At 44.4% G+C, this 19,174-nt stretch carries 23 protein-coding genes; 11 read left to right on the top strand and 12 right to left on the bottom strand.

Features of this window, described 5'->3' with window-relative positions; genetic code table 11:
- Window positions 1-1,487, top strand: a 1,487-nt coding sequence (locus IQQ51_RS18915) for an MOSC domain-containing protein (RefSeq protein ID WP_228013008.1), incomplete at its 5' end; no start/stop codon positions are given.
- Between the two features lie 90 nt (window positions 1,488-1,577).
- Here the strand turns inward: IQQ51_RS18915 and nadE are convergent.
- On the bottom strand, window positions 1,578-2,408 hold the full coding sequence (gene nadE / locus IQQ51_RS18910) for an ammonia-dependent NAD(+) synthetase (RefSeq protein WP_193841816.1): 831 nt from the start codon (window positions 2,406-2,408) through the stop codon (window positions 1,578-1,580).
- Between the two features lie 109 nt (window positions 2,409-2,517).
- Between nadE and IQQ51_RS18905 the strand changes: the two genes are divergently transcribed.
- Window positions 2,518-3,039, top strand: a complete 522-nt coding sequence (locus tag IQQ51_RS18905; RefSeq protein ID WP_017067428.1) for a nicotinate-nicotinamide nucleotide adenylyltransferase — start codon at window positions 2,518-2,520, stop codon at window positions 3,037-3,039.
- 27 nt (window positions 3,040-3,066) lie between these two features.
- Window positions 3,067-3,552 carry a hypothetical protein gene (locus IQQ51_RS18900; protein WP_048609737.1) on the top strand — a complete coding sequence of 162 codons (486 nt, stop codon included), beginning with the start codon at window positions 3,067-3,069 and terminating at the stop codon, window positions 3,550-3,552.
- Window positions 3,553-3,683: 131 nt separating this feature from the next.
- On the opposite strand, the gene IQQ51_RS18895 is transcribed toward IQQ51_RS18900, so the two are convergent.
- Complete coding sequence (locus IQQ51_RS18895; protein WP_017067957.1) at window positions 3,684-4,310, bottom strand: hypothetical protein; 627 nt, start codon at window positions 4,308-4,310, stop codon at window positions 3,684-3,686.
- Between the two features lie 175 nt (window positions 4,311-4,485).
- On the opposite strand from IQQ51_RS18895, the gene IQQ51_RS18890 reads away from it, so the two are divergent.
- Window positions 4,486-5,592, top strand: coding sequence for a 1-acyl-sn-glycerol-3-phosphate acyltransferase (locus IQQ51_RS18890; RefSeq protein ID WP_050647827.1), 1,107 nt, complete (start codon window positions 4,486-4,488; stop codon window positions 5,590-5,592).
- Between the two features lie 121 nt (window positions 5,593-5,713).
- On the opposite strand, the gene IQQ51_RS18885 is transcribed toward IQQ51_RS18890, so the two are convergent.
- The gene (locus IQQ51_RS18885) at window positions 5,714-6,313 is read right to left on the bottom strand and encodes a hypothetical protein (RefSeq protein WP_193841815.1); all 600 of its coding nucleotides are present in this window, start codon (window positions 6,311-6,313) and stop codon (window positions 5,714-5,716) included.
- Between the two features lie 103 nt (window positions 6,314-6,416).
- Here IQQ51_RS18885 and IQQ51_RS18880 point away from each other — a divergent pair, with 103 nt between their 5' ends.
- Entirely contained in the window at window positions 6,417-6,713 is a 297-nt protein-coding gene (locus IQQ51_RS18880) for a YnjH family protein (protein ID WP_193841814.1), read from the top strand.
- A gap of 36 nt (window positions 6,714-6,749) precedes the next feature.
- Here the strand turns inward: IQQ51_RS18880 and IQQ51_RS18875 are convergent, their stop codons facing one another.
- Window positions 6,750-7,049 (bottom strand): YfcZ/YiiS family protein, encoded by a 300-nt coding sequence (locus IQQ51_RS18875; RefSeq protein WP_017062761.1) that lies wholly within the window; start codon window positions 7,047-7,049, stop codon window positions 6,750-6,752.
- A gap of 532 nt (window positions 7,050-7,581) precedes the next feature.
- Here IQQ51_RS18875 and IQQ51_RS18870 point away from each other — a divergent pair.
- Window positions 7,582-8,043, top strand: coding sequence for a TetR/AcrR family transcriptional regulator (locus IQQ51_RS18870; protein WP_004731875.1), 462 nt, complete (start codon window positions 7,582-7,584; stop codon window positions 8,041-8,043).
- A 405-nt stretch (window positions 8,044-8,448) separates the two neighbouring features.
- Here IQQ51_RS18870 and IQQ51_RS18865 read toward each other — a convergent pair whose 3' ends face one another.
- The 6 genes from IQQ51_RS18865 to IQQ51_RS18840 all read right to left on the bottom strand — a co-directional run bounded on the left by IQQ51_RS18865 (window position 8,449) and on the right by IQQ51_RS18840 (window position 13,353).
- Entirely contained in the window at window positions 8,449-9,231 is a 783-nt protein-coding gene (locus tag IQQ51_RS18865; RefSeq protein ID WP_050620596.1) for a heme ABC transporter ATP-binding protein, read from the bottom strand.
- Complete coding sequence (locus tag IQQ51_RS18860) at window positions 9,231-10,268, bottom strand: FecCD family ABC transporter permease (RefSeq protein ID WP_048609731.1); 1,038 nt, start codon at window positions 10,266-10,268, stop codon at window positions 9,231-9,233. The genes IQQ51_RS18865 and IQQ51_RS18860 overlap by 1 nt, the downstream gene beginning before the upstream one ends.
- 124 nt (window positions 10,269-10,392) lie before the next feature.
- Window positions 10,393-11,280 (bottom strand): heme/hemin ABC transporter substrate-binding protein, encoded by an 888-nt coding sequence (locus IQQ51_RS18855; RefSeq protein WP_193841813.1) that lies wholly within the window; start codon window positions 11,278-11,280, stop codon window positions 10,393-10,395.
- 149 nt (window positions 11,281-11,429) lie between these two features.
- The gene (locus IQQ51_RS18850) at window positions 11,430-11,843 is read right to left on the bottom strand and encodes an ExbD/TolR family protein (protein ID WP_017062756.1); all 414 of its coding nucleotides are present in this window, start codon (window positions 11,841-11,843) and stop codon (window positions 11,430-11,432) included.
- Window positions 11,840-12,541, bottom strand: coding sequence for a MotA/TolQ/ExbB proton channel family protein (locus IQQ51_RS18845; protein WP_017062755.1), 702 nt, complete (start codon window positions 12,539-12,541; stop codon window positions 11,840-11,842). The genes IQQ51_RS18850 and IQQ51_RS18845 overlap by 4 nt, the downstream gene beginning before the upstream one ends.
- A 2-nt stretch (window positions 12,542-12,543) precedes the next feature.
- Window positions 12,544-13,353 carry a TonB family protein gene (locus tag IQQ51_RS18840; RefSeq protein ID WP_193841812.1) on the bottom strand — a complete coding sequence of 270 codons (810 nt, stop codon included), beginning with the start codon at window positions 13,351-13,353 and terminating at the stop codon, window positions 12,544-12,546.
- 161 nt (window positions 13,354-13,514) lie between these two features.
- On the opposite strand from IQQ51_RS18840, the gene hutW reads away from it, so the two are divergent.
- The 4 genes from hutW (at window position 13,515) to IQQ51_RS18820 (ending at window position 16,856) form a co-directional block, all read left to right on the top strand.
- The gene (gene hutW / locus IQQ51_RS18835; protein ID WP_193841811.1) at window positions 13,515-14,924 is read left to right on the top strand and encodes a heme anaerobic degradation radical SAM methyltransferase ChuW/HutW; all 1,410 of its coding nucleotides are present in this window, start codon (window positions 13,515-13,517) and stop codon (window positions 14,922-14,924) included.
- Between the two features lie 57 nt (window positions 14,925-14,981).
- Window positions 14,982-15,503: a heme utilization cystosolic carrier protein HutX gene (gene hutX / locus IQQ51_RS18830; protein ID WP_016784265.1), complete on the top strand. Its 522-nt coding sequence runs from the start codon at window positions 14,982-14,984 to the stop codon at window positions 15,501-15,503.
- Window positions 15,504-15,652: 149 nt separating this feature from the next.
- On the top strand, window positions 15,653-16,183 hold the full coding sequence (hutZ, locus tag IQQ51_RS18825; RefSeq protein ID WP_019826823.1) for a heme utilization protein HutZ: 531 nt from the start codon (window positions 15,653-15,655) through the stop codon (window positions 16,181-16,183).
- 112 nt (window positions 16,184-16,295) lie between these two features.
- Window positions 16,296-16,856, top strand: a complete 561-nt coding sequence (locus IQQ51_RS18820) for an ATP:cob(I)alamin adenosyltransferase (protein ID WP_193841810.1) — start codon at window positions 16,296-16,298, stop codon at window positions 16,854-16,856.
- A 93-nt stretch (window positions 16,857-16,949) separates the two neighbouring features.
- Here the strand turns inward: IQQ51_RS18820 and IQQ51_RS18815 are convergent, their stop codons facing one another.
- Window positions 16,950-17,864, bottom strand: a complete 915-nt coding sequence (locus IQQ51_RS18815) for a chemotaxis protein (RefSeq protein ID WP_048614743.1) — start codon at window positions 17,862-17,864, stop codon at window positions 16,950-16,952.
- 281 nt (window positions 17,865-18,145) lie between these two features.
- Here IQQ51_RS18815 and ppiC point away from each other — a divergent pair, with 281 nt between their 5' ends.
- Window positions 18,146-18,427 carry a peptidylprolyl isomerase PpiC gene (ppiC, locus tag IQQ51_RS18810; protein WP_258185064.1) on the top strand — a complete coding sequence of 94 codons (282 nt, stop codon included), beginning with the start codon at window positions 18,146-18,148 and terminating at the stop codon, window positions 18,425-18,427.
- Window positions 18,428-18,561: 134 nt separating this feature from the next.
- Here ppiC and IQQ51_RS18805 read toward each other — a convergent pair whose 3' ends face one another.
- Complete coding sequence (locus IQQ51_RS18805) at window positions 18,562-19,155, bottom strand: isochorismatase family protein (RefSeq protein ID WP_193841809.1); 594 nt, start codon at window positions 19,153-19,155, stop codon at window positions 18,562-18,564.
- Window positions 19,156-19,174 lie beyond the last annotated feature (19 nt).

Raw genomic sequence — 19,174 nt, 5'->3', positions numbered from 1 at the left:
GCGATGTGCTTGGTGTTCGCGTAGAACTGCTGTTCTGTGGTGAGCAATCGAATCGTGTTCGAGAAAAGCTTGGTCAGAATGTCAGTTTCGCTGACGGCTATCCAATGTTGGTGATCAGCCAAGCCTCTCTCGATGAGCTTAATCGCCGCAGCCCTGAAGTTCATTCAATGGATCAGTTCCGCACCAACTTTGTTGTTTCAAATACAGAAGCCTTTGCCGAAGACGGTTGGAAGCGTATCCGAATTGGTGAGGTTGAATTCGAAGCGGTGAAGCCTTGTGAGCGTTGTATCCTGACGACAGTCGATGTTGAGAGCGGCGAATTCAGAGCGACAAAAGAGCCTCTTAATACCTTCTCTACATTCAGAGCCAACGAGCGTGGTGGAGTTTTCTTTGGTCAGAACCTTGTGGCAAAAAATGAAGGTCTGGTGAAAGCGGGTGACGTGGTTGAGGTACTTGAAACCAAAGAGAAAGAACACTACGAAGACACTTGGGTAGAGTCACTGCACTTAACTTGCGTCGAGCGTGAAGAGATCGCTCGCGACTTCACGACGTTCTGGCTAGAGCCAGCGAAAGAGAACCATTCATTACCAAGCTATCAGCCGGGACAACATTTACCGATTGAGATGGTGATTGATGGCGAAAAAGTGTCTCGTCGTTACACGTTATCTTCGAGTCCATCACGTGCAGGTCGTTTAGCGATTTCTGTAAAGCGAGTGGACGATGGTCAAATCTCAAACTGGCTCAATGATCATTTCCAAGTCGGTGATACGCTTGTTGCTCAAAATCCAGATGGCGCTTTCTATTTAGAACAAAACCCTAAGCACCCACTGCTGCTTTTGTCTGCGGGTAGCGGTATTACGCCAATGTTGTCGATGCTTCGTTATTTGGCCGACCATGTTCAGATTGATGATGTGGTTTTCTATCACCAATGTAGCAGCGAAGAAGATATCCCTTATCAAGCAGAGATCGATCAAATTGCCAATGAACATCCGGGCTTACAGGTGATTTACTCACTAAGCCAACCAACGAAAGAGTGGGATGGTTTATCAGGACGTTTGAGCGTGTCGCATGTCGCTAAAATTGAAGAGTTACACAAGCGCCAAGCCTTCGTGTGTGGCCCTGATGGCTTTATGGATAATGCCAAGAAACTGCTGATTCAAATGGGGCTTAATCCTCAGCATTATCATCAAGAAGCGTTTGGTGTTGCTCAGTCTACCGAAGAGGCGGTGAAGCCACTGCAGTTAAGTGTTAATGGCTACTTGTTCGAAGGTAATAACCAATCAACCCTGCTAGAGCAAGCGGAGTTGGCGGGTGTGTCTATCGCTTCAAGCTGCCGTGCGGGTTTCTGTGGCGCTTGTAAAGTGACCCTTGAGTCAGGGCAAGTTCACCAACCGGATGTGCCTGCATTGCAAGAACATGAACGTAATATGGGTCAGATACTGGCGTGTTGCAGTGTGCCTCAAACCGATATCGAAGTTGTTGATTAACTAGTTAGGTTATTCCGCACATAGAATAGAAAGGCCGGAAGTTCGTGAGTGAGCCTCCGGCCTTTTTGAATCTGAGATTAACTCAAAAAATTAATCGTAGATCGTTGGGATTGGTTGACGCTTGTGTTGTGTTGCTTTGTAGATGCTCACTAAGCGATCGGATACGTCTTGAGAAACGGCTTTGCCTTCAAGGAAATCATCGATCTGATCGTAAGAAAGGTTCAATGCTGCTTCATCTGCTTTCTGTGGATCAAGCTCTTCTAGATCAGCGGTTGGTACTTTCTTAACCAGTAGCTCTGGAGCACCCAGTGTTGCTGCTAGTTCACGAACTTGACGTTTGTTCAGGCCGAACAGCGGTGCTAAATCACATGCGCCGTCACCGTGCTTAGTGTAGAAGCCAGTAATGTTTTCCGCTGAGTGGTCTGTACCGATTACAAGGCCGCCAACGTAACCTGCAATTTCGTATTGTGCGATCATGCGAGCGCGAGCTTTCACATTGCCTTTCACAAAGTCGATTTTTGCTGAATCTGTTGGTAGCAAGTCAGTGCCTTCTAGAGCAACGTGAGATGCAGCGTGAAGCCCATCAACACCCGCTTTAATATTTACAGAAACAGATTGAGAAGGCTGAATGAAAGACAGCGCAAGTTGCGCTTCGTCTTCATCTTTTTGTTCACCGTAAGGCAGGCGAACCGCGATGAATTGGTAGTCGTTGCTACCAGCGCTTTCATTTAGGCTATCAACGGCCATTTGTGCTAAACGGCCACAAGTTGTCGAATCCACACCGCCACTGATACCAAGGATCAGAGACTTGCAGCCTGACTGCTGAAGTTTCGTTTTGATAAAGTCCACACGACGAGTCACTTCGAAGTGAGGGTCAATTGAAGGTAGTACGCGCATTTCGTCACGAATTAACTGTTCCATTCGTATTCCTTTCCTGCAAGCAAATTAAAAATCTAGTGTTATCATACCTAAATCATCCGATTTAAAAACCTCTTTGCACAAGCTTAGAAAGAGAAGGCAGTAATTAATAATGGAAAAAATAGCCATTTTCGGTAGTGCGTTTAATCCGCCGAGCTTAGGGCACAAAAGTGTGATTGATTCGTTGGCTCACTTTGACAAAATTCTACTCGTTCCAAGTATTGCCCATGCTTGGGGAAAAGAGATGCTAGACTTTGATACGAGATGTCAGTTAGTTAACGCATTTATTAGCGATCTTTCACTGGATCAAGTGGAGCTTTCTTTGATCGAAAAGAGCCTATTTACCCCAGGTGAAAGCGTCACGACTTATGCAGTTCTCAGTGAACTTCAAAAGTTACATCGTGACGCTGAACTGACATTTGTTATTGGCCCAGATAACTTCTTTAAGTTCTCATCTTTCTATAAATCAGATGAGATTACCGAGCAGTGGTCTGTAATGGCTTGCCCTGAAAAAGTGAAAATTCGCAGCACAGACATACGTAATGCACTGATAAGTGGAAGCGATGTTGCAAAACTGAGTACAAAGTCAGTTACAAAGATGTTGCAAGATAGTGGACTGTATCAGATAATGTAAGTTCATTAATCCAGAGGTCAGAGGACTATGCTAAAGAGCGCGATACCAGCGACGTTGATCATGGCAGCATGCAGTATGCCTGCGTATGCTGAGTGTGATTTTTTTAGCCTAGATTCGATCATGCTGACTTCTGATGAAGATGACAACTGTCTAGATTTCTCGACCAGCATCGAGTCTTTTGGCCAACGTATGATGGAAATCAGCGGGCTGAGCGATGATGAACCTGAAAGCACACCGGACTATTGGTCTGATTGGGTTCTTCAAAGTAAAGACTCACCATTGCTGACACAAAGCATTGAGTCAAACTATGTTGGCTTGGGTATGTGGTTTCCAGAAGACCTTGAAGATGAGCAGTATGATATGTCGACGGAAGAGTGGTTGATGAATCATGGTCTTCAACTCAGCATCGGTTTTGGCGAGAAAGTAGAAGGGCAGCCGCGTATGCGCTTTGATTATCGTTGGCACGACTCACGTGACGCCGACCTAATGATGCAGGTTGAGTTGCCATTCTAGACAGGTAGTGACATAGATAGATTGCAATCTACGTCTAAATAGTAAGAATTAAAAAGCCGCAAAAACTCAGTTTTTGCGGCTTTTTAGTATCTGGCTGCTAGTTTAAATACCAGCACTGACTTACCGCCAAGCTATAAATCTTCACCAAAAACAAGCATACACAGTTGCTCGAACTCTTCTTCTTTACCTGAGAACAGATCATCAATCACAAGTGAACGTTTCTGGCCTGACTGCATGCGTTTCTTCGCTTCTCGCATCACCATCACCAGAGTGTGCTCTTGTGGCAGGTTTGAATCATCAATGTTCCATTGATTGAATCGCTGAGAAAGAGCACTTTCGCAAAGCAGTGGTTTAAACGACAACACTTCTTGCTTCAAGACAGAAAGCATATCTTTAAACGCTTGTTCCGTATTATTGGCATTGGAAGCACGAGCTTTGGTTTGCTCTAGCTTTTCTAGTAGTGCCGAAGAGAGGTTAGTTTGCGTGATGTAACCCGCTTGTCTTGGGAATGAATCCGTCAAACGAACAGAAAAGTCGACGCGGTTAACCTGAGTGTTTGGAAAGTAGGTCAGTGACGTTAGGCAGTCGTGTGGAATCCAGACGCTTTGTCCTGGTTCAACGGCATACTCTTGTTTGCCTAACTTAATCAAAACCAAGCCACTTTGAACCGATACAAGGCTATGTTTAAGTACTTTCTTGCGTGGTGTGATCACCAAGTGTGAAAAGTAAGCCGATGTATATTCAATAGCGAAGTTCATAGATAGTACCTTAATTTTGGGGCGTCAAGATTACCGTTAATCTTAAAGAATGCCAACAATAACAGGGGATTTTCAATGTTTCTGGTCTGACCTTGTCAAAAGTATGGGCTCTGTAGCTGCGAGAAGTCAAAACAACGCGTAGAATGAGCCAGCTTTTTATTATATGAATTAGAAAATGACCTCTCCAACCGATCCATATGTTGATATTCGTCCTTACGGCGATGATGAAATTCCAGCGGCACTAAACCGTCTTATTAATGATGAAGAATTTATCAGTGCAATCTTGCACTACCGTTTTTCAAACCATGCGTCTTGGTTCAAAGCATTAATGAGCCCGATTTTGCGTGTGTACTTAAAAATGAAGTGGAGCAAGCTGACTAGCGTTGAATCTATTCAGATTGAAGTGAAAAAGTACTTACGTGACACGTTAGCGAAAACCACTAACGGTGTGACGTACACTGGTATCGAGTCACTGGATGCGAACCAAGCTTATCTGTTTGTATCAAACCATCGTGACATTGCTATGGATCCTGCGTTAGTAAATTACGCTCTGCATCAAAATAATCACCAGACTTGTCGTATCGCTATTGGTGACAACCTGTTGAAGAAGCCATGTGCGACAGAATTGATGCGTTTAAATAAGAGCTTCATCGTAAAGCGTTCTCTGAAAGGACCGCGTGAGATGATGAAAGCGCTAGGGCAGTTGTCTTCTTACATCAAGCACTCTCTAGAAACGGGCAACTCAATCTGGATCGCTCAAAAGGAAGGTCGTGCGAAAGACGGTAACGATTTTACTGAGCCAGCAATTTTGAAAATGTTCCACGTTGAAGGACGTAAGCAAAAAATTGCTTTCCCTGAATACGTGAAGTCATTGAAGATTGTTCCTGTGGCTATTTCTTACGAGAACGACCCATGTGACACAGCTAAAGCGATAGAGCTTTTCGAGAAAGACGTAAACGGCAGTTACGAAAAGGGTGAGTTTGAAGATATCGAAAGTATCATTCAAGGCATCATCGGTAATAAAGGACGCGTTCACGTTGGCTTCGGTCAGGTTATCGACCAAGATTTTGATACCCCTGAAGCGCTTGCTGAAGAGATCGATCGTCAGATCCACGATAACTACAAACTGTTCCCAGTGAACTTGCTGGCAGCAGAAAAAGAAGACGAGTCGATTACAACGGCCGTTAAGCAAGAGTTTGAAGCTAAACTATCGAGCCTGCCACAAGGTGCGCGTCAGTACTTGATCGATAGCTACGCGAACCCAGTGAAGAACATTGGTTAACGAACGTTAGCTTGCCAGTTGATTAGCAACTTGATTGAATTGAAAAAGGAGCCTTGGGCTCCTTTTTTGTTTCTAAATCGCTACTTGCTGCTGCGATCGAGCAATAGAGCATTAGCCTGAATTAGCGAGCGACTGCGCCACCGAGCTCCAGATTGGTTGGCCATGTGGTTATGGTGTTGCCGCCCAGGTAGATGTTGCCTTTGACTGTCATGGTCTCGGGGAGTGTTGTAATCCCAGAACCGCCTATATAAAGGTCGCCATCAATCACGATCCCGTTGGGTAGCTCAGTCAAAGGAGTACGGATCACGCTCAGATCGCCTTTCACCCTAAAGCCATTCGGTAGCCTTTCCAGTGGTGTATCGGTGAGGTTGATAAAGCCGCCCACTCTTACACCTCTTGGCCAACTGGTGATTTGGCTGCCAATCAAGTCGACGTAACCTTTTATCTTAACCCCACTCGGGATTCGAGCGAGTTGGCTGTTAGAGCCTTTTAGGCTGCCATTCACTTCTAACCCTTTGGGTAGGCGTGTGATCGCAGTATTCTCTATATTGAGATTACCATCTACCACCAAGCCAGTTGGAAGTGATGTATAAGGCTTATTTCGTAGATATAAGTTTCCGTAATTATCGAGATGGTTCAATATTTGATAGTGATCGAGTGGTTCAGCACTGACATTTGTTATGGTTAAGGAACCAATAATAAGTGCAATTATTCTGAGCATAACAGGCTTCTTATTACGATAGACGCTTACACTATAATGGAAAAATTAATCTCGCATAGTGTTTTACCCATTTGGCGGTAGATTAACCAGGAATGGAACAAAGATGGCAGGTAAATCAATGATTAGAGTAAATATACGAATTGTTAAGGTCTTTCTGATAGCCGCTTCAATGTTTGGCTCAATGTCTGCGAGTGCCAACAAAGTAATTTCAACGCCCGGTAAAGCTGCGGTGGTAGTGACACAAGGCGGTCAACAGCAACGAGTTTGTTATTACGATGACAAGGCTTATAGCATTGGGGCGGTGTTAGAGGTGGGAGGCGTAGTGATTCAGTGCGCTGCAGAAAACGATTTTGAGCAAAATGGTTTACTGGCTTGGGTTCAATTAAAAAAAGACGAGTAATTCACTCGTCTTTCAATAAGAATATAAATGCTTATATTAACGCGCTAGAGAGCGAGTCTTAAGTTCAAAAATAATCTTCTCAGCGCTAACTTCAAATTTAAAGCGAGCGTGCAACTCTGTGCTTTCTTCAGTCATTTCTGATGCTTCAAATTCAACGTTGCTAGACACTTGTTTAGCAAGTTCAACGTACTTAGCAAACTCAGCTTCAATAAGTGCTTTTGAGTTTCCGTAAACCGTTACTTCAGCAACATCGTCGCCTTCTTTAATGATGAACCCGATTTCGCCTGCACAGCCGCAAGCTTCACATACATCGTTGTTACCAATATCTTGGCTCATAATAATAATCCTCTTACAAAGTCTGAGGTTATTCTAACGAGCAATTTGAACTGTATCTACAAAAATTAAAATCTTTGAACTAATTTGTACTGGTATGCTATGTTGTTTGTTGAAGGGGTTAAATGAATGTGTACATTCGCGTCGCCAAATATGTATGTGATCTATCTCATGTTTTGTTGATAAGCAGTGTCATTAATTTGTTAGAATATCATTCAGTTAGTTGCGTCGTAACTAATTTTATAAGACTATCTATTGCTTGATAGGTATTTATACAATGAATTTATTGTTGGGTATTTGATATTCTAAGTTGTTATTTTAGATTAACCACTTAGAGAGGTAAGGTGACTTTCGAAGAATAATTAGACAAAGTGCCCAAAGAGGCAGCACTGTAAAATTGTTCGTACAAAGTATTTGTTGGTATTTAATGGAAATACTTGCGAAAAAATACCTTGCTCACATAATGCTGATAACGATTTTCATTCTGACTTCATTTGATTGAGTTAGATGGATTTACAAAGAGAAGAGCCTGAATATGCCAAAGCGTAGTAAAGAAGATACAGAAATCACGATCCAGAAAATCATGGATGCCGTTGTAGACCAGCTACTAAGATTGGGTTACGACAAGATGTCATACACGACGTTGAGTCAACAAACGGGTGTTTCTCGTACAGGTATAAGTCATCACTTTCCAAAGAAAACGGATTTTACTGCTGCTCTAGACGGTCGTATTTTCAAGATGTTCATGGAACACATTGACTTCGAAAATGGCCTTGACGCATTTTCAGCTAGCTGGGTTGCAGCACTTGAAGACGCTGAGTTCCTAGCAATCTTACGTTTACTTTTCCATCATATCGTTACTGCTGAGAGCGCACATGAGTTCGCTGCAAACGGTATTGATCGTCTATACAAGCTGACTGAAACTCAGTTTGGCGATACTAGCGGTAAAGAACTAGAGTGGTTGATTGGTAAATCATTGATTCGTATGAGCCAATAATCAGCACTCAATAAAAGAAGCTCCTGCGGGGGCTTTTTTTGTGCCTGCCGTTTCACTTCTTGCGCGTTTTTCTCTCAATCCCACGCCGATGTCGCTGTTTGCTGAATGATGTTGATTGATGCTGAATGAAGTTATTTCTTTTCTTTTTATATGCTTACGTTCAAGCTTTGTTTCCCTCTCTAGTGTTAAAAGTTAAGTAACTCTAACGGGTAGTGTGCATTTCTAGAGCCTCAAACGCTCAAGGTGAGTCGTTTTGGTGCTTGCTGTCGTAGTTATTAATAAAATTGAGTTTAAACCGAGAGGGTAGCTGTGAGCCAATAAAAAAGCCTCGAACAAATCGAGGCTTAGAATTACGTCATTGTCATTAAGAACGAATACTTAAAATGAGTCGCTCCTTAATCTGACTTATTGTGCGGGGTGAACCTGAGGGAAACTCATGGTTGGGTGTTTTTCTACGATACTTTTGTAACCATACACATCTTCTATCATCGAAGGTTTCAGCGCATCCCAAGGCTTGCCATCACACACCAAATTGCCATCTTTCAATACCACCAATCGATCGGAATACTGCGCAGCTAAGTTGAGATCATGCAAAACTACGATAACCGCGGCATTGTGGTTGTCGGCCAATTCTCTCGCAATCTTTAAGGTGTTGTGCTGGTGGGCAAGATCCAGTGCAGACGTTGGTTCATCAAGCATCAAAATACATTGGTCACCAGAGTGGTGAAGCTGAGTTAATACTCGAGCCAAGTGCACTCGCTGCTTTTCACCGCCTGATAGTGAAGGATAAAGCCTTTCACTCAAGTGAGTCACATCAGCAACATCCATTTTTTGGCTAGCAATGCTGGTCAGCTTCTTGTTGGATTCTTGCAGAGGAATCCCACCAAGCTCGACAACTTCATGTGCCAAGAATGGGAAGGTCAAGGTGCTGTGTTGAGGAAGCATAGCAAGGTGCTTAGCTAACTTGTGAGAAGGCCACTTGTCTTTACTATGTCCAAAGTATTGAATATCGCCGTTGCTTGATATCTCTTGGCACAAAGCTTTAAGCAGCGTGCTTTTACCTGCGCCATTTGGCCCAAGCAGTGTGGTTACCTTTCCCGCTTCAATCTCAATAGAAACGCCATCTAATATCACTTTACTGCCGAACTTCACTTCGATATCGGTCGCTTTTAAAGCTGAAGGAAACATTAAAGGATTCTCCCTTTCTGTTGAAATAGTAGATACAAGAAGAATGGAGCGCCGATAATCGCAGTGACAATACCTACAGGTAGCTCTGCCGGAGCAAGTACCACACGTGAGAACATGTCTGCGGCGGTTAGCAGTAGTGCGCCTAGTACCGCTGATAGTGGCAACAGAACTCGGTGGTCAGGGCCTGCTAACATGCGACCTAAATGTGGGATCACCAAACCAATAAAACCAATCATGCCAGACAGGCTAACCGTGATACCAACGCCTGCAGCCGTCAGTAGAATCAGCTTTCGTTTAAGCTTTTGTACTGGGATGCCAAGGTGTTGCGCTTCTGACTCGCCCAGTAATAGAGCATTTAGAGACATCGCTTGGCGGTAGAAAACAACAAACAATCCAACGAGCGTGACAGCAGCCAGCAAAATGCCTGACCACTTAGCGCCAGCCAATGAACCCATCGACCACAATGAAAGATCGCGCAGCATTTGGTCATCAGCAATGAAATTCAAGAAGCCAATACCAGCGCCAGAGAGCGCACTGATCGCCACACCCGCCAACAACATGATGGTGACAGAGGTGCCGAATTTACCCGTGCCTAGCTTATACACCAACAGTGTGGTTAAAGCGCCGCCAAGAAAAGCGAACACAGGAACCGCAGCAAAGTTCATGAAAGCAGGGTATTGAAGCGATAGCTCAGAGAAAAGTACGATGGCCAGTGCTGCACCAAGCGCCGCACCAGCAGACACACCGATGATCCCAGGCTCAGCAAGTGGGTTTCGAAATAAGCCCTGCATAACAGCACCACATAACGCGAGAATCGCACCAATCAACATACACAAAATGGTTCTAGGTAAGCGAATCTCTTGAATCACCAAGTTGATGTGGGGGGCCAAGTCATTGTTTGGCTGTAGTAAGCTCGCTGCGCTGTCAGCCAAGCTAATGTTCATTGGCCCAACGGTGATTGAAAACAGTGCGACGAAGACTAGGGTAGCACCTAGGCCTAACATCGATGTTTTCAGCGGGACGGATCGTAACAACATAAAGGGCCTCAATATCTGTCGCTAACTTCAATATCCATCACCAACATTGCGAAAGTAGGCTGGTGACGGGCATTGAACTAGCAACAGTAAAAATAGGGTAGTCGCGTTATAGCGGGTAGATAAGTTATAGCGGATAGATAAGAGCGTTTAATCGCTTCGCTTCAGAAAGGCTTTCAAGGCCAAGTCCGCCAACCAAAGCACTGCCATTTACGGTAATGATTTGCTTGTTCATACCTGCAGGAGTCGCCGCTAACATAGGTAGCGATTTCAGGATGGCATCAGCACCGCCCATTTTTTGGTAGCTACGGCCACTGACTAGAATCACATCGGGTTGCATTTCTACCAGTGACTCCATCGATAATGGCTTGTAAGACGTTAGGCTTTGAGCAGCAGGGTTGATACCGCCAGCCAATTCAATGATCGCGTTTGGTGAAGTCTCACCACCGGCAACGTTCGCAGGGCGACCTTCATGCAACAATAGGAAAAGTACTTTCTTCGCTTCGTTGCTTGGCACTTGGTTCGCTTTCAGTGCAGCAATCTTCTGATTTACTTCGGCTTTAACTTGCTGTGAGTGTGCTTCGGTATGGGTGATCTTGGCGATTTGGTCGATACGCTTTAATAGCCCTTCAACATTTGCTTCGGTGTTGACGATCTCTACATCGACGCCTGCCGATTTTAATTGAGAAATCGCGTTGTCTGGTCCCATTTCATCTGAGCCAATCAACGTGGTCGGTTCTAGGGCAAGTAAGCCTTCCGCAGACAGGTTTCGGTGATAGCCAATCTTTGGCAGGTTTTCTGCTTGAGGAAAGTGGCTGGTTACATCAATCGCGACTAGCTGCTCTTCAGCACCTAATGCCAAAACCAATTCAGTAACGGCACTGCCGGCACTGATGATTCGAGGTTGTTCAGCATCATTGGCCATTGCGGGTGCGCTAAGTGCCAAGCCCATAGCGGCAACTGAAAGGAGGTGTGTCTTAGTCTTTAATTTATTGAGCACGTTTAAGTTGTTCATAATAAGTTCTTTATATTTTCTTTTTGTATCGCGAAGATACTCAGTGAGCAGTCCGTTCGCATTGTGAGTTCGAATCGATAGAGAGGCTTAGTTCTGCTTGTTTAGTCTTATCAACCAGAAGCCAAACCTCGTGAAAATTGAGTGTCGCTCTAGCCATCGTCAGTGAGCAATTGAGTCGCTGGTATTCCGTTTTCTTGAAGGAATGAAAGCAACTTCACTAGGTTTTCAACGTTGGCGGCTTTATCCGCGCCAATGATGATCGGTTTTTTATCCGTTGAACCAGTCTCTTCTAACAGGGCAATCTTGAAGTTTTCCCAGTCGATGTATTCTTGGCCGTTAATTGCCCAGTAGGGTTCGCGGTCTAAAATATTGACGCTAATCGAATCCTTGTGGACTTCAGAAACGTTTTTGACATCCGAGCTTGGCAGCTCAACTTCCAGTGACTCCAGCTTTACTGATGCCGTAAGCAATAGAAAAACCATCACGATAAAAATGATGTCGAGCAGCGGTGTTAAGTCTGGCGCTAGGCTCTGTGTGTGAGATGAGTGGGGCGTTTTAATCATGCTTGGCTCACATCACCGATAGAGGTTTTGTTGACAGGCTTGCCCTGAGTATCATCAGACTGATTGGTTTGAATCGACATGCCTTCTAGCCACACATTCACATAGTTCAATGTATGCTCCAATTGAGCCAGCACTCGATCGGCCCATAGCCCTAGTAGCTGAGCACCAGAAATAGCAGGAAGCGCAATCATCAAACCTGCTGCTGTGGTTCGCATTGCTAATCCAAGACCGTCTGCCAAATCATTGGGCGTGATGCTGCCTGTTGTCGCGGCAACGCCTTTAAACATCTCAATAAGACCAAGTACCGTACCAAGCAAGCCGATGAGTGGGCTGATCACGCCGATCAAACCAAGCAGTCTTAAACCTGCATGAAGCTGGTGGCGTTTTTCTTGTAGCCAGATCCCAGCGGCATCTTCACGTAACCCTTTTGAGAAAGAGTGGTGAGCAAGCAACATTGACACGCCCTTGTACAGTAGCGGGCGTTTACCTGAAATCGACTGAGCAAGCGCTTCAATCTCTTTACTGTTGGTTGGTGAGATTTGGTTTAACTCGCGACGAATGGCACGTTTGCCCACACCAATACTGAGCATGACTTGGAAGACACGTTCAGCGATGATCATTGCTGTTAATGCCGAACAGATAAGAAGAGGCCAAGTCATTAAGCCAAGTTGATCTTGTAAGTAACTGATTTGTTGCATGATTAATCCAACCTAAAACGAACAGGTATTTGTACTCGGTGAGCAATCGCTCGACCGTTGACAGTGTGAGGTGAGAATTTCCATTGTTTAATGGCATCTAATGCGGCGTTATCGAGCATTAGTGCGCCTGATGAATTTACTAATGCTTGTTTAATTTGTTTACCTTCAGCGTCTAGCCAGATTTCATAAGTCGCGACACCTTCAACGCCACGGCGTCTTGCTTGGCGAGGGTAATTCGGTGGGGTAGGGCGCGCAGAGAAGGAAGGCTTAGTGACCAAAACTGGCTCTTGGTTTGATACGCCTTGATTTACTTCCTGAGGCTGGTTGGCAGATTCGTCCATATTCTTATCGACTTTCTTGTCGGCTAGCTTCTCTGGTTGTGGTGCTGGTTTTGACTCTGGGCGTTCTTTCTTCACCACCTTTTTCTCAGTCACTGGTTTCTTTTGAACCAGCTTCTTCTCAACTTTCTTTTCAACAACCTTTTTTTCTACTTTCTTTGGTTGAGGCTTATTGGTGATCGCTTTTTTCTTTGGAGTTGGCTTAGCTTGCTTTGGCTCAACTGTTTTTGGTTCGACTGGTTTAGGTTCAGCTTGTGAGACGGTTTCTCTTATTGGTTCTGGTTCAACTGGCTCTGTGACTGTTTTTTGCTGAGCTTGTGAGGGAACGCTCTTAGGAGTGAAGTTGATCGATACCGTGTTTGATTGGCTACCTGCAGGCATCGCAAATACTTTGGATTCTTGAGCGACAAACAACAACGCTGCATGAATCACTAACGATGCACCGCCTGCAATAACATATCTAGGAACGTTCACAATCAATCCTTTACCAAATCAAAATTCTGTATCGGATTATTGCTTAGAATCTAAATAAGATCAATTATCAATTGCATTATCATTTGCGTGTATTTATGATTCTCTCAGTTTTTAGCGAATAGTCTTCCAGACTTTGCTATGTAAGTGTTTAGAGAGATTATATGAGTCTTAATATTTATAAATTTGACGAATCAATCTTGGGTGTTTCTAGCCCTGATCCGCTTCGTTTTGCGTTTGCGAAAAAGCATTCTGCACACGCCGGAGGAAGTTCAATTCCGGTCGACCCCAGTAAGAAGTTAGAACTCTTTGACGAACTGATGCTGAGTGAAGGGAAAAAACAGGATAAGCGTTGCTTGTATATCCACATTCCTTTCTGTCGTGTGCGTTGTACGTTCTGCAATTTCTTCCAAAATGCCGCAAGCCGTAAATTAGTGGATGAGTATTTCGATGCACTGATGATCGAGCTAAAGCAGAAAGCCAAAACACCTTGGGCTCAGTCTGGACTATTTCACGCCGTCTATATTGGTGGCGGAACACCTACCGATTTGTCACCTCAGCAAGTTGAACAGCTGGGTAAAGCGATTCGTCAATATTTCCCACTAGCAAACGATGTTGAGATGACATTGGAAGGGCGCATCAATCGATTTGGCGACGAGATGTTTGATCGTGCGCTTGAAGGTGGCTTCAATCGTTTCTCATTCGGTATTCAAAGTTTCAATACTCTGGTTCGACGCAGTGCTAAGCGCCTAGATGACCGAGAGGTTGTGCTAGAACGTATCAGTTCACTGAGCCGTACAGAACAAGCGCCAATCGTTCTTGACCTGTTATACGGATTACCACACCAATCTATGGAAGTGTTCCAACAAGATTTAGAAGACTACATGTCTACTGGCGCACACGGCATTGACCTCTACCAACTGATTGTTGCGGGCAATGCACCTATGCTGAATCTTGTTGAGAAAGGAAAAATCCCACCGCCTGCGAATACGCCAGATAAGGCGAGCATGTATTTGGCGGGTGTAGAGTTCATGGCAAAAAATAAGGTCAAGCAACTGAGCGTAAACCACTGGACTCGGGATAACCGCGAACGCAGCATTTACAACAGCTTAGCGAAAACTTATGCCGAAGTTCTACCCATTGGTTGTGGCGCTGGTGGCAACATCGGCGGTCATGGTGTGATGCAGCATCGAACTTTAGACAGCTACATGGAGTCTATAAAGCAAGGTCAATTACCTATTGCCATGATGACGAAGCAAAGTTCATTAGAGCCTATCTTCTCAACATTAAAGGCAGGTTTCGATTCTGGTGTTGTTAGAAGAAGTACGCTACCGAGCTTTATGGGACAAGACACGTTCGACTACCTCAAGCCTTTGTTCGCGCATTGGGAAAAGAACGGTTTAGTTGAGCTTTCGGAAGATTATCTGTGCCTGACTATTGCTGGCAGCTTTTGGGCGGTAAGCCTAGCTCAGAGTGTAATTCAAGTGCTTAACGCTGAATACCAAGCTATGTATCCAGCGCCTAAAGCATCAGGTTCGGGCGTACACCCGCATGCAAGTTTGAAGCACGCTTAATATCGAATTTTTAGTTTATAACTTACGTAAATTACTCGTTTATACGGAACATATTCAATGACAGATACAACATTAGAAATGACAGAAACTCTAGAACAACGCGTAGCTCTAATTTTAGAAGAAGAGCCAAAACTACTGCCAACAGCAATTGCTGAGAAGCTAGGTGTTTCAGAGGTTGAAGTGGTTGCTGCTTTTCCAAACGACATGGCGGTAATGCTAGATGGCAGCCGTGCTCAAGAGATTCTAGAAGGTTTAGTGGGTTGGGGCCCTGTGACCACTATCGTGCATTCATTTGGTTCTATCTTTGAAGTAAAAGCGCCATTCCCGAAAGGTAAAGTAGCGCGTGGTTACTACAATCTGATGGGCAAAGAGGGCGAGCTTCATGGCCACCTAAAACTGGATAACGTTAAACATATCGGTTTGGTGAGCAAGGCGTTCATGGGTCGTGAAAGCCATTACTTCGGCTTCTTCAGTGAAACCGGTGAGAACATTTTTAAGATTTACCTAGGCCGCAACGAAAAGCGTGAGCTTATTGCCGACCAAGTAGAACGCTTTAAAGCGCTAAAAGAACAAGCTTAATCAATAGTAAATAATCAGCAGCAATCCTACACAAGGGTGCCAACTGGCTTAAACAAGACATCAATGCTCGAGGATCGTTTAGTTCGCTAATGATCGTTCAACCTCGGGCAAAAATAATAAATCAGAGAAAGTGAAGAAAGGAATTACCCATGGAACAGCAAGTAAAACAAGAACGTCTACAAGGTCGCCTAGGTCCAGAAATCAAAGAGTTTCGCCAAGAGCGCCGTACCCTTCAACTTGCAACGGTTGATGAAGAAGGTCGCCCGAACGTAAGTTACGCACCTTTCGTTCAGAACCAAGAAGGTTACTTTGTTCTAATTTCTGATATTGCTCGTCATGCTCGTAACTTGAAAGCGAACCCTCAGGTCTCTTTGATGATGATTGAAGACGAAGAGAGCTCGAAGCAGCTTTATGCACGTAAACGTTTAACGTTTGATGCTCAAGCAAGTGTTATTGAGCGTGAAACGGAACTTTGGACTCAAGTGATTGGCCAGATGCAAGAGCGTTTTGGTGAAATCATTGATGGTTTGAGCCAACTTCAAGACTTCTCTCTATTCAATCTTAAAGCTGAGAACGGCCTGTTCGTTAAAGGCTTTGGTCAAGCATACCAAGTGTCAGGCGACGATCTGGTGGATTTCGTTCACCTACAAGAAGGCCACAAAAAAGTGTCTAACGAATAACTCGTTTAACCGATTTCTTCAGGAGCCCTCCAATGTGAGGGCTTTTTTATGTCTAAATCAAAGAGTTTGGTATATTGGCGTTTGATGACTATTTATGTGTAAGGATCGGTACGTGAAACCAGTAAGTCGAGATTGGGACGAGTTCTGTTACCCATTTATCTATGAAGACAGTCCTATCTGTGATTTTGAGATTTTGTCGGATGAACTTTGTTGCCGAGTTGGGTTGGTGTTGTCTTTAGAGCTAGAGCCTCAGGTTCGTGAGATCCTGCAACGCTTGCAGCCAAACATCTACCATTTGAATGGCTCTGTGCGCGGTAAGCTTGCCATCACCGAGTCTGAATTGGTCGAGCTCAAGCAAGATTATCATCGTATCCGTGAGCAGCTAGAAGGGGGTTTTAAAGGCTTTGTCTTACCCGGTGGGCACCGAGTCTCTAGTGAACTTCACTTGTGTCGTTGTCAGGCTAAAAAGGTCGTGCGAGCTTTGGTGACTATTGAACATCATGAAAGCAAAAAGTCGCCAGACCCGATTCTTTTTAAATACGCAAACCTAGTGGCGAACACTCTCTATGCATTGGCCTCTTTTACCAATCATATCAATGAAGTCGAGGAAGTGGAATTTGTCAGTAAGAGCTACTCTATGCCGAAAAAGTCTAAGTCAGAAAACAAAGACTAACGGTTAGCTCTATTCTTATTAAGATTTGAAGAAAGAAGAGACTAAGAAGCTAAACCATTGAGCATTATGCTAGGTTTAGCTTCTAAAACGAGCCTAAGCAGCCGTAGAGGTGTCGTTTAAGACTTTTGCGCCGCGTAGCATAGCTTCGATTAATTCACCCGCGTTGAACTTCTCAAGCGCTTCATGTGCCCCCACCTGATTGGCGCGGTCAACACAGATCTCACTGGATAGTGAGGTATGCAAAATACAGTAAGCGTGACTTAAAGCGCTGTCGTTTTGCACTTCAAATGCAAGCTCATAACCATCTAATCCCGGCATCTCGATATCACTCACCAGAAGATCAATGGCATTGCCAGCGCTGGCTTGGCGTCGCATCAGGTCGATGGCATCTAAGCCGTTGTTACATATGCTGTAAGGGATGTTGATGCTGTCTAAGGCATCTGATAACTGTTTACGTGCAATCAAAGAGTCATCCACCAATAAGATGTTCAACGCTTTGAGGCGTTCCCTTTCTACATCGGTCAGCATCGGGATGTGCGCATTCTCATAAGCAGGGTAGATCTTAGAAAGCAGTAATTCCACGTCGAGCATTTGGACGATACGGTCTTCGAAACGTGTAATACCGGTAACAAACACATTGCGACCCACACTGGTGGGTGGAGATTCAATACTCTTCCAGTCGCATTCAATGATTTTATCAATCGAACGAACCAAGAACGCCACAACTGTTCTCAAACAGTCAGTAACGATGAGTACACAATCTTGGTATTCAGCGGGTGTTATCGGACGGAAACCAATCGCAGCGGACATATCAATCACAGGAACTGTAAGGTCGCGGATAGTCACTGTACCAATCACGTGATGATGGGAGTAGGGGATCTGAGTCATCGGCTGAAAAGGGACGATTTCTCTGACCTTAAGCGTGCCAATCGCAAAACTTTGAGTGAGGGACAACTTGAACATCAACATTCCCTGTGACTGACTCGCTTTACTGATCGGTTTGGCCATAAGTGGCTCCTACTTAATACGCGCTTAATTTATAAGGATTAATTTAAAGGGAAATGGAAGCCGCAGCAAGTCGCGATGTGGTTTTTAATGGTCTTTAAGGCAGTTGTTTTCGGTTATAGAGTGAAGAATAGCGGTTCTTGGGTTAAAATCACGCTAAACGTTGGCTGTCGATGAATTTATGTCGATAAGCCGTTAGCGGCAAACAGATTTACAACAGTCAGTACATTAGCGATATTTTAAGCAATCGTCGTAAGTAAACTGGCAGCAACAAACTGAGAATTATCATGGCAAGAACAGCAGCAGCGCTTCATATTTTGGTGAAGCATAAAGAACTAGCAGAAGACATCATGACGCAGCTTAAAAAGGGCGCTAAATTTCAAACGCTAGCGAAGAAACATTCAACCTGTCCATCTGGTAAGAAGGGCGGCGACCTAGGTGAGTTCAAAAAAGGTCAAATGGTGCCTCAGTTTGATAAGGTTTGTTTCTCTGGCGAGACGCTTGTACCCCACCTTGTGAAAACAAAATTTGGTTGGCACGTCGTGAAGGTTCTTTACAGAACTTAGTCGTAAATATGTGTTAGATTGATAAAAAGGAGCGTATATACGCTCCTTTTTTGTATCCATTTGACGCACTTTAAACGCTTATGTAACTTGGTCGTTCTAAGGCAACCAAAGTTATGTAGCGGCAGTTTAGTGAATCAATGTTGTTTCGAGATGATCTCTTCGAATAACACTTGGATTAGCTTGCTACCATGGTCAGTGCTCCAGTCTTGCGCCAGTTCTGCAATCAACTGATTGGTTGAAGTTAGGGTAACACCGTGTTTTTCCATTCTTCTTAGTGCTGTTTCATCCGCTAATGTTGTTGGGGAACCAGACCCGTCAACCACGACCTGTACATTGTAACCTTCAACTATGGCTGTAATCGCTGGGTAAACAACACATACATCCGTGGTGATCCCTGCAATGATGATATTTTTGCGTCCAGTTGCTTTAACCGCAGCCGCAAAGTTTTCATCTTTCATGCTATCGACAACTCCTCCTCGAAGAATACGATTCTCGTAAGCTTCTGGTACTGCGTTAATCAGTTCATCAAAAAGAGGGCCTTGTGCTTGATCTTCCATACTCGATGTTAGGATCAGCGGCATCTTGGTCACATGTGCAGCACGAGCTAATGCGACTGTGTTGTCTTTGATCTCTTCCAAGCTAGCTGAGCCAACCCAACCCATGGTGCCAACTTGATGGTCGATCAGTAGCATGACAGAGTTTTCTGGAGTGAATGTTGTAGTATTCATAATGGACTTCCTTTTTTAG

The sequence above is a fragment of the Vibrio sp. OPT18 genome (genome assembly GCF_015163615.1).
Classification (GTDB): Bacteria; Pseudomonadota; Gammaproteobacteria; order Enterobacterales; family Vibrionaceae; genus Vibrio; species Vibrio coralliirubri.
The sequence above is the reverse complement of the archived record's forward strand: the minus strand, read 5'-3'. Positions and strand labels throughout refer to the sequence as shown.